Genomic DNA, 16,170 nt, shown 5'->3' with positions numbered 1-16,170 from the left:
GTCGGGGCGCGCATGGATCGTCTCCCTGCCACAGAGGGGGCAGGGACGACCCGCGACTTCGCCCCCTACCCCCCGACGCTCGCCTGGCTGACGAACTTCGTCGTCAGGTAGGCCTCCAGCGCCTCCGAGCCGCCCTCGCTGCCGTAGCCGGATTCCTTGACGCCGCCGAACGGTGTCTCGGGGAAGGCGAGGCCGTGGTGATTGATGCCGACCATGCCGCTCTCGATCCGGGCGGCGGCTTCGACGGCCCGGGCCGCCGAGCGGGTATAGGCGTAGGCGGCCAAGCCATAGGGCAGCCGGTTGGCCTCGGCATAAGCGGCCGCGTCGTCGGAGAAGCGCTGGATCAGCGCCACCGGGCCGAAAGGCTCCTCGTTCATGATGCGGGCGCTCACCGGCACGTCGCACAGCACGGTCGGTGCGAAGAAGGTGCCGCGATTGCCGATGCGCTGGCCGCCGGTGCGCAGCGTGGCACCCTGCGCCACGGCATCGGCGCAGAGCGTTTCCATGGCCTCCAGGCGGCGGGCATGGATGAGCGGCCCCATGGTGGTCTCGGGGTCGAGCCCGTCGCCGACCTTGCGGCCCTCGGCGAAGGCCACGAAGCCATCGCGAAACCGGTCGTAGACGGAATCGTGCACCAGCATCCGGGTCGGCGCGACGCAGACCTGGCCGGCATTGCGGAACTTGTTGGCGCCGAGCACGGCCACGGCTTTGTCCACGTCGGCATCCGCGAACACGATCGCGGGCGCGTGGCCGCCAAGCTCCATCGTCGCCCGCTTCATGTGGCGCCCGGCCAAAGCGGCGAGTTCCTTGCCCACCGGAGTCGAGCCGGTGAACGACATCTTGGCGATGACCGGATGCGGGATGAGGTAGCCGGAGATCGCGGCCGGATCGCCGAACACGAGGGAGAGCACGTCGCCGGGCACCCCGGCATCGAGGAAGGCCCGGATCATCGCGGCGCAGCTCGCCGGCGTGTCCTCCGGTCCCTTCAGCACCACCGAGCAGCCGGCGCAGAGGGCGGCCGCCACCTTGCGCACCGCCTGGTTGATCGGGAAGTTCCAGGGCGTGAAGGCGGCCACCGGCCCGACCGGCTCGCGCAGCACCATCTGGACGACGCCGTCCGCCCGCGCCGGGATGATGCGGCCATAGGCCCGGCGCCCTTCCTCGGCGAACCAGTCGGTGACGTCGGCCCCGGCCAGGATCTCGACCCGCGCCTCGGCCAGCGGCTTGCCCTGTTCCAGGGTCATGATGCGGGCGATGGCCTCGACCCGCTCGCGCAGAAGATCGGCGGCGCGGCGCAGCACCTTCGCGCGCTCGAAGGCCGAGACCCTGCGCCAGAGGGCAAAGCCGCGCGCGGCGGCCGCCAGCGCCCGGTCGAGATCGTCGCGGGTCGCGACCGCCAGCGTGCCCAGGGTCTCGCCGGTGGCCGGGTTCAACACCGGCAGGGTCTCGGCGCCGGACCCGTCGGTCCAGCTCCCGGCGATGTGCAGCGTCACGTTCGGATACGTCATCGGCGGCTCCCGCATGGCGATGGAGCCGGTTTGTCCGCCCATCCCGCGCCGCCCGCAACCCTTATCCCGCGATGGCTGGGGCGCCTGACGCGGGAAGCCGCGGGACGCATCACGCTGCACCGACGACTCACCCTGCCGTGGATCGCGCCGCCGTGGATCGCGCGGCCGAGTCCCTTCAGGCGGCGATGCGCTCGGCGGCGCTGGCGCCGGTGACGACGACGGAGCCGCCGATTCGCGCCTGCAGGGTGGCGCCCTTCGGCACCACGGTCCAGCCGTCGCGGCAGCCGTCGATCGGCTCCGACACGACGACGAGGCCGGTGTCGGTCTGGCGGTAATACAGGCTGGGCGGGCTGCTGTCGCAGGCCCAGCGGAAGGCCGTGAGGGTGTCGCCATCGGTGACGACGGCGGTGAAGCGCAGGGGCTCGGTCGCCTCGGCGGCCCGCATCAGCTCGCGCACCGTGGCCAGGGTCTTGTGCATGGCGCCGACCGGGTCCTCCGCGAGGCCGTTGGCCAGGGCCAGCAGGAAGATCGCCTCGGAATCGGTGCTGCCGCGTCGCTGGTCGTAAAGCGCGTCGGGGATCAGCGCCTCGATCCGGCGCTTGATGCGCCCGTAGCCGCCGATCTGGCCATTGTGCATGAACAGGTGCCGACCGTGGGCGAAGGGATGGCAGTTCGCCCGGGTGGTGGCGGTGCCGGTCGAAGCCCTCACATGGGCGAAGAACATCCGCGCCCGCACCTGCTGGCAGAGGTTGACCAGATTCTCGTCCGACCAGGCCGGGCAGACGTCGCGGTAGAGGCCGGGATCGACCCGCTCGCCGTACCAGCCGATGCCGAACCCGTCGCCGTTGGTCTCCGTCTTCGCCTCGGCCGCGTGAAGCGACTGGTAGACCAGCGAGTGCGTCGGTGCGCAGACGAGGTCGGTCAGGAAGACCGGCTCACCGGAATAGGCGAGAAAGCGGCACATGACGGACAAACACCCCCTGATCCCAATGACCCGCCGAACCGACCGCCGCCCCTAGGGCAGCGTCCGTCTCATGCAACCACGTCCACAGGCTCGATGGTCAGGTTCGAGCGAACATGGTGAATGCATCGTTAACGTGAGCACCGGTCTCGACCTCCTGCGAGGCGAGCCATGCAAGAGACGCACCGCTCTCGCGCCGGGAGGGGCGAGCCGCCCCCATCCACTCCCCCATCCTCATCACGGGAGCCCGGCGGGAATACGGCGAAGACCGATTTTTCGACCGCGGGAACCACAGAGCCGGCTCAGCGATTCGGATTCTGATCGGTCAGACTGTGCCGATCAGCCTCTCGCCGTTCAAACGCTCGCCATTGGGACTCTTGCCGATCACACCGTGGCGGCGCAGCATCACTGCGAAAGAATCAGCGCCGCGACAGGGTCGCGACGGACAGGATCACCGCGAATTCCGTCGGCACGGGCCGCAGAAAGCCGTCCGCCGACCGTGTGCTGCGTCACGTTCATCCCGGCTCATTGCCCGGCGCCCGTTCCCGCGCCCCTTTCGTTCAGAAACCCAGATGCCCGACGAGGAGACTCCATGGATCGCTCACACACCCCCTGCCCGATCGCCCTCGTGGTCGAGGACGACGCCGACGTCCGCAATCTCGCCACCGCGGTTCTGGAGGAGAGCGACCTCGACGTGATCGCCTGCGACACGGCCGAGGCCGCGATCTCCGTGCTGGAGCGCTCCGGCGGCAACGTCGCCCTACTCTTCGCCGACGTGCGCCTCGGCTCCGGCATGGACGGCATCGCCCTCGCGAGCACCGTCGAGCGGCGCTGGCCGGACGTCCGGGTGGTGCTCACCTCGGGTGGCGATGCGCGCGGCGGCGGCAGCCTGCCGGCCCAGGCGGTCTACATGCAGAAGCCGTGGCGCGCCCTCGATGTGCTGGTCCAGGCCGAGCACGCCGCCGAGGCAGCCCGGGCCGCCTGAGACGGGTCCTCCCGGACGGGTCAACCCACGCGAAAAAGCCCGGCCGCCGAGCGGCCGGGCTTTTTGCAGATCGATGGGACACGCAAGGCGACGGCGCGGGGCGGGCGATACGTCCCGCCGCGCCGCGCTGCGGCGTCAGGCGTTGCCGGCGGGCGGCAGCACGGTCGGGGCCGTCGGGGCGAACGGCGAACCACCCGGACGACGCGGCGCACCGGCACCGAAACGGGGCTTCGGCTTCGGCGCGGCGATCAGGCCCTCGCGGATCGCGGTCTTGCGAGCCTGCTTGCGGGCGCGGCGCACGGCCTCGGCCTTCTCACGTGCCTTGCGGACGGAGGGCTTCTCGTAAGCCTTGCGCTGCTTCATCTCGCGGAAGATGCCCTCGCGCTGCATCTTCTTCTTCAGGACGCGGAGGGCTTGGTCGACGTTGTTGTCGCGAACGAGTACCTGCAACGGTTTCAATCCTCTGAAACGGTGTTTGTTGGGCGGCGCCGACCCTTGAGACCCGAACGGAGCCCCGCGACGCGAACTGCAAAACGTCCCGGACCCAGGATTACCCCGGGCGGGACGTCCGTCAGACGGCCTCGAATCGGCGCAGAAACTGCACTTGGGGCAGGCTCATACACCAACCGCCCGCGAGTTCCAACACGCCTTGCGACGGGTCGACGGCATTGTGGCGCTCGGAGTGCGCCGCCGGTCGGCGTCGGGTCGCGCCCGGCACGGCACGGGGATGCTGAGAACAGACGCCGGACATCCTGAAGGATCGCAGTTCTCAGGCGACAGGACAGTGCTGAATCGCTGCGCCGGAGCCTTTATCGTGCGGATGAAGATTTGGATTGATCGCCCACAGCTTTCCCGCAGTGAACGTTGAGGTTCGGAACCGACCTTTGGTTGCTGCATCGTCACGAAACCCGGCCCAATTTTCCAATAATTAATTTTTGTATGCAACATTCTTTGAGCAACACGGCCGCTCTTCGGACGGGACGGCGCGCAGTTGCGGCATGAATCCTTCAGGGTTCTCACGTTGGGGCGACGGATGTTGGGTCTGCGGAACAAGGCGTCGGTTGAGACGGACGCGAAGCTGGCGGCCCTGGACAAGTCTCATGGCATCATCGAATTCAATCTCGACGGAACCGTCATCACCGCCAACGAGAACTTCCTGGCGGTGATCGGTTACCCGCTGGCCGAGATCCGGGGCCGGCACCACAGCCTGTTCGTCGCGCCGGGCGAGCGCGACGGCGCCGCCTACGCCGCGTTCTGGGCGAGTTTGCGCGCGGGCACCTATCAGGCCGCGCAGTACCGCCGCATCGCCAAGGGCGGGCGCGAAGTCTGGATCGAGGCGTCGTACAACCCGATCCTCGACCGCGCCGGCAAGCCCTACAAGGTCGTCAAGTTCGCCACCGACATCACCCGGCAGAAGATGCAGGACGCCGACCGCGAGGGTCAGATCGCCGCCCTGCACAAGGCCCAGGCGGTGATCTCGTTCTCCCTCGACGGGGTGGTGCTCGAGGCCAACCCGAACTTCCTGGCGGCGGTGGGCTACAGCCTGCCGGAGATCGTCGGCCAGCATCACCGCATGTTCGTGCGGCCGGAGGAGCGCGACAGCCCCGCCTATGCGGCGTTCTGGGCGAGCCTGCGCGCCGGCACGTATCAGGCCGCGCAGTACCGCCGCATCGCCAAGGGCGGCCGGGAGATCTGGATCGAGGCCTCCTACAACCCGATCCTGGACGCGGCCGGGCGCCCCTACAAGGTCGTCAAGTTCGCCACCGACATCACCGCTCAGGTCACCCTCCTCGACGACCTGAGACGGCTGATCGCCCAGAACTTCGGCGAGATCGACAGCGCCGTGCTGTTGTCCAACACCCAGACGCGGGACGCCGAGACGGCGGCCGGCACGACCGCGGACAACGTCCAGACCATGGCGGCGGCCTCCGAGGAACTCGCCGCCTCGGTCGCCGAGATCTCGCAGAGCATGACGCATTCGCGCGCCGCCACCGAGGCCGCCCAGGGCCAGGTCGCGGCGGCCGCCGCCGAGACCCGGCGGCTCACCGACGCCGCCAGCGCGATGACCGGCATCGTCGGCCTGATCCAGAGCATCGCCGGCCAGATCAACCTGCTGGCGCTCAACGCGACGATCGAATCGGCCAGGGCCGGCGAGGCGGGCCGAGGCTTCGCGGTGGTGGCGCAGGAGGTGAAGAATCTCGCCAACCAGGCGGCCCGCGCCACCGAGCAGATCGCGGCCGAGATCGACAACGTCCAGGCCGTCTCGAAGGAGGTCGGCGACGCCCTCCAGACCATCCAGGGCTCGGTGGCCCAGATCGGCGACTATGTCGTCAGCACCGCGGCGGCGGTGGAGGAGCAGAGCGTCGTCACCCAGGACATGTCGGGCAACATGCAGCACGCCGCGAGCGCGGTGGCGGCGATCTCCCAGAACATCCAGGCGATCGCGCAGTCCATCGGCGACGTCTCCCGCGCGGTCGGGACCACGAAAGACGCGGCGCGCGTCCTCGCGCGTTAGAAATGGTCAGGGATCAGGGGAAACCGGTGATCCCGACCAGACAAACGAAAACGAAAGACTCGCGAAGACGAAAGACTCTAGCCGGCGATCGCCCCGCCCTTCGGCCGCGCCAGGTCCGCAAGCAGGCTCGCCGCCACCGTCGCCTTGGAGACCGTGAGGCCGGAGGCGGTCACCGCCTCCAGGGTGGCGCGGGCCTGGTCGAGGGCGGCGCCCCGGCTCCGGCTCCAGGCCTCCACCGCGTCCGCGCCGGCCCCCACGGTGCCGACGATCTCGGCGGTGAGCTGCCGGTGCGCGGTGGCGATGGTGGCGATGGCGCGTTCCAGGGCGATGCGGTCGTAGGTGTCGCCGGTGGCGACCGCCCGGGCCGCGCCGGTGAGGTCCGAGAGCTGGAGCGCCCGGTCGAGGGCGAAGTGGGTCGCGGCGATCTCGGACATGGCCCCGCCGCCGGTCTCGGCGATGCGCACGATGTCGGGGGCCGAGGTCAGGGTGGTCAGGGCCGCCAGACGCCGGGCCGGCGCCTCCGCCATCCCGAGCCCGACGAGTTCGGCTTCGCGGGCGGCGAGCTGCCGGTTCACCGCCTCGCCCATCACCGCCGGCAGGGCCGCCTGAAGGGCGCTGATGCCCTCGCGGTAGCGGGCGACGATCGGGGCGACGCTGCCCGAGAGGTCGAGGTTGCGCAGGAACCAGACGATGCGGCCGACGAGGAGGTCCTGCACCTCGGCGTAGAGGGCGATCTGCGCCTGTCCGCCGATGGCGCCGGCGAGCCCGTCGATGGCGAGATTCAGCTCCATCAGCCCGTAGGCGTCGCGGGTGATGGCGTAGGCCTTGGCGATGGCGCTCGCATCCGCCCCCGTCTCCTCGACGAGGCGGGTGACCAGCGAGGGGCCGCCGCGATTGACGATGATGTTGGAGAGCGCGGTGCTGATGATCTCGCGCCGCAGGCGGTGGCCGTTGACCGCGTCGGGGAAGCGCTGGCGCAGGGCGGCGGGGAAGTAGCGCTGCAGCTCGCGGTCGAAATAGGGGTCGTTCGGGGCGGTGCTCGCCAGCAACGCGTCGTAGAGCGCGAGCTTGGCGTAGGCGAGAAGCACCGCGTATTCCGGCCGGGTCAGCCCCTCGCCCTTGCGCATGCGTTCGGTGATCGCCGCATCGTCCGGCAGCAATTCGACAGTGCGGTCGAGGCGCCCGTCCGCCTCCAGCGCCTGCATGGTCCGCATGGCGAAGCCCGTCTCGGACAGGCCGCGATGCTGGGCCAGCGACAGGGCCAGCGTCTGGAGCTGGTTGTTGCGCAGCACCAGGGCGGCGACCTCGTCGGTCATCGCCACCAGGAGGGCGTTGCGGTCTTGCCCGTCGAGGCGGCCGTCCCGCTCCGGGCTCATCAGGGCGATCTTGATGTTCACCTCGACGTCGGAGGTGTTGACCCCGGCCGAATTGTCGATGGCGTCGGTGTTGAGGCGGATGCCGTGGCGGGCCGCCTCGATGCGCCCGCGCTGGGTCGCCCCGAGATTGGCGCCCTCCCCGATCACCTTCGCGCGCAGCATGGCCCCGGTGATGCGCACCGCGTCGTTGGCCCGGTCGCCGGCCTCCTCGTCGGATTCGGTGGTAGCGCGAATATACGTGCCGATGCCGCCGAACCAGAGCAGGTCGACCGGCGCCGTCAGGATCGCCTGCATCAGGTCGGCCGGCGTCGCCTCGGCGTCCGCGATTCCCAGCACGTCCCGGATCTCGGGCGAGAGCGGAATGGTCTTCAGGCTGCGGGCGAAGACCCCGCCGCCGGGCGAGATCAGGCCGGCATCGTAGTCGCGCCAGGACGAGCGCCCGAGGTCGAACAGGCGTCGGCGCTCGGCGAAGCTCGCGGCCGCGTCGGGGTTGGGGTCGAGGAAGATGTCGCGGTGGTCGAAGGCGGCCACGAGGCGCAGGGTGCGCGACAGCAGCATGCCGTTGCCGAACACGTCGCCGGACATGTCGCCGACGCCCGCCACCGTGATCGGGTCGCTCTGGGTGTCGATGTCCATCTCCAGGAAGTGGCGCTTCACCGCCTCCCAGGCGCCGCGCGCGGTGATGCCCATGCCCTTGTGGTCGTAGCCCTGGCTGCCGCCCGACGCGAAGGCGTCGCCGAGCCAGTGGCCGCGCTCCGCCGAGAGGGCGTTGGCGATGTCCGAGAAGGTGGCGGTGCCCTTGTCGGCCGCCACCACCAGGTAGGCGTCGTCGGAATCGTGCCGCACCGTGTCGGCCGGCGGCGCGATGGCGTCACCCACGATGTTGTCGGTGAGTTCGAGCAGCGTGCGGATGAAGATCCGGTAGCTCGCCGTGCCCTCCTCCATCCAGGCCTGACGGTCGGAGGCCGGCGGCAGGCGCTTGGGGAAGAAGCCGCCCTTGGCGCCCACCGGCACGATCACGGCGTTCTTCACCTGCTGGGCCTTCACCAGCCCGAGCACTTCGGTGCGGAAATCCTCCGGCCGGTCGGACCAGCGCAGGCCGCCGCGCGCCACGTAGCCGAAGCGCAGGTGCACGCCCTCGACGCGGGGCGCATAGACGAAGATCTCGAAGAGCGGCCGCGGCAACGGCATGCCGCTGACCCGGGCGCAGGCGAACTTGAAGGCCAGGGCCTCGCGGCGTCCGCCCCCCGGCGCGACCTGGAAGAAGTTGGTGCGCAGGGTCGCCTCGATCAGGTTGACGAAGCGGCGCAGGATGCGGTCCTCGTCGAGGCTGGTGACGGCGGCGAGCGCCGTCTCGATCTCGGCGCGGATCTCCGCCTGCCGGGCCTCCCGATCGCCCGCCAGCGCCGGATCGAACCGAGCCTCGAACAGGGCGACGAGGGACCGGGCGACGTCCGGATGCGCGCCGAGGGTGGCGGCGAGGTAGTCCTGGCCGTAGCGGATGCGGAGCTGGCGCAGGTAGCGGCCATAGGCCCGCAGCACCGACACCGCGCGCCAGGGCAGCTCCGCCTCCAGCACGAGGCGGTTGTAGCCGTCGGATTCGGCCGATCCGGTGCCCAGCGCCAGCAGGGCGTCCTCGAGCAGAGTCTCGAGGCGGCCGAGATCGATGGCGGCGCCGGTGGCGCGCTCGAGCAGCATGTCGTGCAGCCAGACCCGGGAGCCTTCGTCGGTCCCGGGGGGCAGGATGCGATAGGTCCGCTCGTTGATGACGCGGAAGCCGAGATTCTCCAGCACCGGCACCCGCTCGGAGAGCGACAGCGACGCCCCGCGCGAAAACACCTTGAGGCGGATCTGCGCATCCGGGTCGGAGGCGCGCCGGCCGATATCGGCGGCGCGCGGGCGCTCGGGGCTCAGGCGCTCCAGGGTCATGATGTCGGCGATGGCGACGCGCGGAGCGAAGCTCTCGCGATAGGCCGCCGAGAAGGCCTCGCCGTAGCGGGCCGCCAGGGCGCGGGCCTCCGGCCCGTCGAGGGTTTCGGCGAGCGCGACCCGCAACGCGTCGCCCCAGGTGCGCACCAGGGCCGCGATGCCGGCCTCCAGGGCGGCGGGATCGCGCTCGGGCGCGCCGGATTCGGGCAGGCCGATGATGAAGTGGGTGCGCGCCAGCGGCCCGTCCGGGAAGTACGGATAGGCCGCCGAGAGCCGGCCGCCATACTCGGCGGCGAGGTAGGCGCCGATCCGCGCCCGGACGGTGGAATCGTAGCGGTCCTTCGGCACGTAGACCAGGAGCGAGACGAAGCGGCCGAAGCGGTCGGGCCGCGACAGCACCCGCAGGCGCGGCCGGTCGGCGAGATGCGCGATGGCGAGGCTGAAGCGATAGAGCCGGTCGGCATCGATCTGGAACAGGTCGTCGCGCGGATAGGTCTCCAGCACGTCGAGGAGGCCGCGCCCCGCATGGCTCATCGGGTCGAGGCCGGCGCGGGCCGCCACCTGCGCCACCTTCTCGCGCAGATAAGGAATTTCGCGGGTGGGCAGCGTGTAGGCGCTGGCGTTGAACAGGCCGACGATACCGACCTCGCCGGTGAGCCGGCCATCGGGACTGAACAGCTTGCAGGCGACGTAGTCGAGATGGGCCGCGCGGTGGACGCGCGACTTCACGCTGGCCTTGGTGATGATGAGCGCCTGCGGGCCTTCGAGGAAGGCGCGGATCTCCGGCGTCATGTCCACGAGGGCGCCGCCGCGCCGCAGCACCGCCACGGCGGGATCGCGCAGCAGCCCGAGGCCGGAGCCCTCGACCAGCGCGTGCTCGTCGCCGGCCAGGCCGTGCTCGCGCAGGCCGAGCAGGGTGAAGTGGCCCTCGCCGAGCCAGGCCAGGAAGGCGCGGGCCTCCGCCACCTCCCTCTCGGACAGGGGCGGCGGGGCGCCGGCATAGGATGCCGCCAGGGCGGCGAGGCGGGCCGCCATGGCGGCGTGATCGTCGGTGGCCAGCGCCACATCGCGAAACACCCGGGTCAGGCCGTCGACGAGGCGGGTGCGGGCCGCGTCGTCGTCGAGCCGGTCGAGGTGGATGTGGATGAAGCTCTCGCGGGCGAACCCGGCCTGAGTGTCGGCGGTGGTCTCGCCGACCACCCGGATCAGGACGCCGGTCGCATCGCGCTCGACACCGAGGATCGGGTGGGCGACGAGGTGCGGGGCAAGCCCCTGCTCGGTCAGCTCGGCCAGGGCCGAATCGAGCAGGAACGGGCGGTTGTCGTTGACGATCTCCACGATCGTGAGATCACGGGCACGGCCCTCGCGCACGACGACCCGGTCGCTGACGGACAGGTTCGCCGGCGCGCCGGGATGGCGGCCTCGCGCCAGATTCGCGCGCGCCGCCAGGGCGAGGTCGGCGAGATCCTGCGCCGGATAGGGCGAGAGATCCTCGGGCGGCACCCGTCCGAACAGGTCGGTGACGAAGCCGCCGGGGCCGCCCTGCGCGGCGACCCGCTCGGCGGCGGCCCCGAGGAGATCGGTGCGGGCGCCCCGGGCCTGGGGGCTGGAGAGCGCGGCATTCCGTTCCAGAGCCATGGTGTTCCGTGTCCTTGCGTCGGTGCGGCCGGCCCGCGCTTGCGGGCCTCGGCGCGCGTCGAGACGAAGAAGCCCGACCCGGCCGTCGCGGCCCGTCGAACCCGGACGCACTTGAGCATCGGTGCCGATGGGTGGCCATAGCGCGCCCCCCGTTGCACCCCCTGCAAACCGCGCCGGAGGCTACGACCCATGATCGATGTCAGGCTTTCCGGTCACGCCGCCGCATCGACCCACAATAATGCAAAGCTGGGTTGCATAATATGCATATCAATCGCCACAGGCGAGCAGGGTGCAGCACCGGAGCCTGCCCTGACGGGTGGCGGAGCGTGACAATCAACTCGGTCGCCGGAATCACACGAAGATCAATGAGTCTGCCGACTCGGTATCGCCGATTGAAAGTTGCGATCTCGATCCAATACCCCCGACAGGTGGTAGGTCGTTGTGAGATTAAGCAGCTAAAAATACGAATAATCACTTTTTTTTGAAAACAACCACCGGTTATTATGCTCACAAAACGGCACGAATTCTCGTCCTTGGAACTCCTAGTCACATGCCGTAACTCAGTCATACAACGTCGCATTCAAAATTTGCTAAATGTTAGTTGGCGGCTGAGTTGGCGGGAGAGGCCCCTGCGAAGGAATCGCAGGATGTTCTCAGATTAGAATTGCGGCGCCGAGCAGTCCTGACGTCATCTGGTCGACCGGTCGCGTGTTGAGAGGCTGGTGCTGGCAAAGGAGGCAGATCAAACCCTAATAGCGACCCGCGTGGGGCGTGGGTACGACCATGCGCACGACTCTGGGCGGTCCGGCGCGGTGAGAAACATCTGCGTTCATAGCCCGCAATCAATGCAGAAACCTATGCTGATCATGCGTTGATCTGAACAAGACTGCGAAGATGGACTGATCGATCCACACCGAGCGTCTTCACGGAAAAATACCTATTCCCGGTGTACGTTATTGGTCGACCCGAAGAGCGATATGGACCTCCCTCAGAATTTCGCTCATAAAACCGCGCGGTACGGTCATGTCGTACCGATCCCGAAGCTATCGTGAGAGATGATCACGTGTTCGCCGCGAGCATGACTCGTCTAGAATCGCATCTTTTAACAGGTCAGCAGCGCCGGCCCTTTCCCGCTGCACCCGGACGCATGCTCCAGTTGGCCGAGGATCTGACGCAGATCGGGCTCTGGTCTGTCGATCTGCGATCGAGTGAACTGGCCTTCTCGGATGGATTCGCGCGCCTGACCGGGTTGTCGCAGCTGAACGGCAAGCTGGATACGCTGGGCGACCTGTTCCATCCGGACGACCGGCACATTTTCGAAGAGATCTCCGCCGCCTTGCGAACCGGAATTCCGGTCGATCGCGGGTTCCGGGTTGTGCGGTCCGACCGCTCGGTGCGCTGGGTCGAGCTCAAGGGGCACGTGATCCTCGGACACGACGCCTATCCGATCCGGGCCGATGGGATCCTGCTCGACGTCACCTGCCGGCACGAGGCGACCCAGTCGGTCCTGCGCAACCAGGCCCGGTACGAGGGACTGGTCGAGGCCGTCGCCTCCGTGGTGTGGGAGATGACGGCCGACGGTCATTACCTCCCCTCGACGAGCTGGTGCGCGCTGACGGGCCAGACCCCGCAGGAATGGCAGGCCGGTGGCTGGTCCGCCGCGATCCATCCCGACGACCGCGCCCAGGCCGCCGCCGCCTGGGCCAATGCCGTCCGGCGCGTCGAATCCTACGAGGCCAATTACCGGCTGCGCTGCGCCGACGGGCTGTTCCGCTGGGTCAGCGCCCGGGCGGTGCCGATCCTCAACCCGGACCACTCGGTCCGGGAGTGGATCGGTCTCGTCATCGACATGACGAGCTCGGCCAGCGTGATGAGCCAGCCCAACGGCATCCCGTTGGAGGAGATCTCGGGCCCGCTGATCCGCAGCGCCCGGGCGATGCTGAACTGGTCGATCCCGGATCTCGCCGCGGCGGCCGAAGTCTCGGGATCCAGCATCAAGCGATTCGAGGAAAGCGACGGCGGTGCCCTGCGGCCGCGAACCCGGACCGCCATCCGGCTGGCCCTCGAGGCGGCCGGGATCACGTTCGTGTCGCGCCAGCCCGGCGAGGTCGGGCTGGTATACCGTCCGGTCTCGAACGCCTGACGCGGACCGAAGATCGCGTGACCTCCACGCGACCCTCGTGAATACGCGTCGGTCGGAAACCCGCCTCAGCGGGCGCCGAGCAGCTCCACGTCGAAGATCAGGGTGGCGTTGGGCGGGATCACGCCGCCGGCGCCGCGCGGGCCGTAGCCCTGGTCCGGCGGGATGATCAGCGTGCGCTTGCCGCCGACCTTCATCGTGGCGACGCCCGTATCCCAGCCGGCGATGACCTGTCCGGCCCCGAGGGTGAAGCTGAACGGGGTGCCGCGATCCCGCGAGGAATCGAACTTCTTGCCGGGCTTGCCGCCCTCGTCGAGCCAGCCGGTGTAGTGGACGCTGACCTTCTGGCCGGCCTTCGGCTCGGGGCCGGTGCCCACGACCTCGTCACGGTACTGGAGGCCCGAAGGGGTGGTGACGGTCTCGGCGGAAGCGGATGCAGTCATGGCGAGGATCAAGGCTCCGGTGAGGGCGTAGAGGGGACGGCGCATGGATAGTCCTGTCTGGCATGCCGAGGCGGCGCAGTAGCACGGACTCGGGATGCCGGTACAATCCCCGGCGCGAAACCCCTCGGCGCCTCAGCGCCTCAGCAGGCGCCGCACCTCGTGACGCGCCTCGCCCTCGAAGCGGGCCAGGCGGAGGCGCCGCTCCAGCGAGATCAGGCCGCGCCCCGCATCCGGCACGGCGATGATCTCCGCAACCGCGTCGCGCTCCCGGTAGAGGCTCTCCAGGGCGGAACCGGCCAGGGTCGCCGAATCGAGCCGGTCGGCAAAGGCCTCCGCGTGCAGGGCCCGGACGATCTCGGCCTCCAGCACGAGACCCGGCGCGTAGGCGCGGGCGGTCTCGTCGTAGGCGGTCTTCAGGAGGTAGGCGGTTCCCCCCGAGACCAGGGCGAGGCTGACGGCCAGCGGCGTTCCAGCCTGACGCAGGGTGTCGGCCCGGATGCCGACCGGACCTTCGCCCGCTCCGAACACGGCGCGGGCGAAGGTCCCGTGGGCGGCCCGGCACGCCATGGCGCTCCCGGCGGCGCCCTTCCACCCGGCGGCTTCCACGGTCAGGAAGACCTCGACAGCCCGCGCGAGCCCCGGACCGCGGGTCTCGGTCTCGAGGCTCACGGCCCCTCCCTCGGCGATGCGCCGCTGGCGGCGGCGTAAGTCCTTCAGCCGGGACGGATGCGGATGCCCGGCCAGGAACGCCGCATGATCGGGGCGCCGCTGCAGGACGGGGCGCCAGAACCGCGCCACCTCTCCGACATCCCAGCCGGCAAGCCCCATCGCAGTTAGCAGATCGCGACCGAGGCTGGTCTCGACCGAGAGCAGCGGCCAGCGCCACGGGCGTCCAGCGGATGCGGCCGCCAGACCCGCGACCAGGGTCACCAGGATGGCGGGTCGCTCCGGCCCATCGGCGACCAGGGGCGCCGTGGCGGTGATGAAGGGCGAGAGGTAGGGCAGCGACACGCAGCGCCCAAGGCCGCAGATGTCGTAGGATCGGCGAAACGGCAGCACGGCCTCCAGCCGATCGCCGAATCGCACGACGACCACCCGGAGATCCGGTGCGGCGAGGCCGCTCGCCCGATGGGCCAGCATCACGTGGCGACTGTAGAACGGATGGGCATCCCCCGACCGGGACGAGAGATCGTCCCAGGCCGCGGCGTTCTGCCCGAGGGCGTCCAGGGTGGTGACGGCGCAGGAATAGGCCTGACAGGGATAGGCCGACGCTGCAGGCGGGCGCGCGACAGCGGCGGTCATTGGGCAAGCCTTCCGAAGCGAGCGATCCGGACCGGCGTGAACAGCCCATGCACGGCATAGGCGGCCCGGGCCATCGCGACGGCTCGCACCACGGTGGCGATCGCCATCGCGAACGCCGCCCCCACGACACCGAGCACCGGGACCAGCGCGAGGCAGAGGCCGCCGGCCAGGATCAGCATTGCCAGGGCGATGCCGGCGGCGAGGCGCTCGCCACCGAGCATGTTGAGCAGATCCTCGCCCGGACCGAAGGCACTGGCGGCGACGCTGCCGGCGACCAGAATCGCCAGGATCGGCAGGCTATCCCGAAACTCGGGTCCGAACAGTCCGAGCAGCACGGGCGCGGCCGCCACGACGGCGATGCCGATCAGCGCGGTGGCCGCCAGGGTCAGCCGCGCCTGCAACGACACCAGGGTGGAGAGCTGCTCCCGATTACCGGTGGCATGCGCTGCCGTGAAGCGCTGTGCCGTGGCGGCAGTAGCGGCGAAATGCACGAAGACGACGAATTGCTGGATGCGGGTCGCCGCGAAGTACAATCCGACCGTAGCCGGCGGCACGAGCAGGCTCAACACCACCACGTCGATGAAGCTGGAGGCGGCGCTGGCGAGATCGCTCGCGGCGATCGGAAGGCAGGCGCGGAACCAGTTTCGCCAGGCGTAGCGGCGTGGCCCCGGAGGCAGGATCGCCCGCAGGCGCAGCAGCAGCAGACCAGCCTGGATCGACACGGCGACGCCCGTCGCCACCAGGGTGCACACAACGGCGATGCGGGCTTCCGCCGGGGCGCCGAGCGCCACCGCCGCGAGCATCGCGGCCATGATCAGGCCCTGGCGCAGCAGGTAGGGCGGTGCGATGGCGAGCACCGCCCAGTTCTGGCCGCGGGCGACGCCCTCGCAATAATCCTGGAGGGCGAAGAGCGGCAGAACGAGAGCGGCGACCAGCAGCGGAGCGGCGTAGGGTCCGGCGAGCAGCGATCCCTCCAGCCAGACGAGGGCAAGTCCGCCGATCGCCACGGCGATGGCGCTGGCCAGGGTGACCATCGCGCCGCCGAAGAGATAGGCCCGGACCGCCGCGAGATCGCCGCGCGCCTGGTCGCCCGGGATGAAGCGGCAAGCGCCCTGCGACAGCCCGAGGGTGGCCGAGTGCCCCAGGATCGCGATCCAGACCCAGATCGCCGCAAAGATCCCGTACTCCGTACCGCCCATCAGGCGGGCCATCAGGACCTGTCCGATATAGGCGAAGCCGGCCGCCCCGATGCGGATCGCGAAGACTTGGATCGCCGCACCGCCTGCGCCGGTTCGCAGGCGAGTCAGGGTGCTCCACAGGCTGGCGGCTCCGATCCTGTCCGTCGCTATGCTCACCGAATGGCCCCCGCCCGA

General features: G+C 69.8%; 10 protein-coding genes. 3 read left to right on the top strand and 7 right to left on the bottom strand.

All coding sequences use genetic code 11. The features are described 5' to 3' along the window. Positions 1 to 65: 65 nt before the first annotated feature. Together ASF60_RS06260 and ASF60_RS06255 are read right to left on the bottom strand one after the other, a co-directional pair. Positions 66 to 1,508, bottom strand: coding sequence for an NAD-dependent succinate-semialdehyde dehydrogenase (locus ASF60_RS06260; RefSeq protein WP_056182280.1), 1,443 nt, complete (start codon positions 1,506 to 1,508; stop codon positions 66 to 68). Between the two features lie 175 nt (positions 1,509 to 1,683). After that, positions 1,684 to 2,472, bottom strand: a complete 789-nt coding sequence (locus ASF60_RS06255) for a class II glutamine amidotransferase (RefSeq protein WP_056182082.1) — start codon at positions 2,470 to 2,472, stop codon at positions 1,684 to 1,686. Between the two features lie 589 nt (positions 2,473 to 3,061). Between ASF60_RS06255 and ASF60_RS06250 the strand changes: the two genes are divergently transcribed. Then, on the top strand, positions 3,062 to 3,454 hold the full coding sequence (locus ASF60_RS06250; protein WP_056182079.1) for a response regulator: 393 nt from the start codon (positions 3,062 to 3,064) through the stop codon (positions 3,452 to 3,454). A 135-nt stretch (positions 3,455 to 3,589) separates the two neighbouring features. Here the strand turns inward: ASF60_RS06250 and rpsU are convergent, their stop codons facing one another. Then, a complete protein-coding gene (rpsU, locus tag ASF60_RS06245; RefSeq protein ID WP_055957071.1) occupies positions 3,590 to 3,904 on the bottom strand; it encodes a 30S ribosomal protein S21 in 315 nt (104 codons plus the stop codon). A 583-nt stretch (positions 3,905 to 4,487) separates the two neighbouring features. Between rpsU and ASF60_RS06240 the strand changes: the two genes are divergently transcribed. Then, the gene (locus ASF60_RS06240; RefSeq protein WP_056182077.1) at positions 4,488 to 5,969 is read left to right on the top strand and encodes a methyl-accepting chemotaxis protein; all 1,482 of its coding nucleotides are present in this window, start codon (positions 4,488 to 4,490) and stop codon (positions 5,967 to 5,969) included. Positions 5,970 to 6,046: 77 nt separating this feature from the next. Here ASF60_RS06240 and ASF60_RS06235 read toward each other — a convergent pair whose 3' ends face one another. Then, a complete protein-coding gene (locus ASF60_RS06235) occupies positions 6,047 to 10,912 on the bottom strand; it encodes an NAD-glutamate dehydrogenase (protein ID WP_056182074.1) in 4,866 nt (1,621 codons plus the stop codon). A gap of 1,147 nt (positions 10,913 to 12,059) precedes the next feature. Here ASF60_RS06235 and ASF60_RS06230 point away from each other — a divergent pair. Further along, entirely contained in the window at positions 12,060 to 13,055 is a 996-nt protein-coding gene (locus tag ASF60_RS06230) for a PAS domain-containing protein (protein ID WP_056182071.1), read from the top strand. A gap of 65 nt (positions 13,056 to 13,120) precedes the next feature. On the opposite strand, the gene ASF60_RS06225 is transcribed toward ASF60_RS06230, so the two are convergent. From ASF60_RS06225 to ASF60_RS06215, 3 genes are all read right to left on the bottom strand, one after another. Beyond that, positions 13,121 to 13,540, bottom strand: a complete 420-nt coding sequence (locus ASF60_RS06225; protein ID WP_056182064.1) for an FKBP-type peptidyl-prolyl cis-trans isomerase — start codon at positions 13,538 to 13,540, stop codon at positions 13,121 to 13,123. An 87-nt stretch (positions 13,541 to 13,627) separates the two neighbouring features. Beyond that, positions 13,628 to 14,797, bottom strand: coding sequence for a GNAT family N-acetyltransferase (locus tag ASF60_RS06220; RefSeq protein WP_082507786.1), 1,170 nt, complete (start codon positions 14,795 to 14,797; stop codon positions 13,628 to 13,630). Continuing rightward, positions 14,794 to 16,152, bottom strand: coding sequence for an oligosaccharide flippase family protein (locus ASF60_RS06215; protein WP_156633901.1), 1,359 nt, complete (start codon positions 16,150 to 16,152; stop codon positions 14,794 to 14,796). Before ASF60_RS06215 ends, ASF60_RS06220 begins: the two co-directional genes overlap by 4 nt. Positions 16,153 to 16,170 lie beyond the last annotated feature (18 nt).

It is taken from the genome of Methylobacterium sp. Leaf113 (assembly GCF_001423325.1).
Classification (GTDB): domain Bacteria; phylum Pseudomonadota; class Alphaproteobacteria; order Rhizobiales; family Beijerinckiaceae; genus Methylobacterium.
This window is presented reverse-complemented; position numbering and strand designations above follow the sequence as displayed.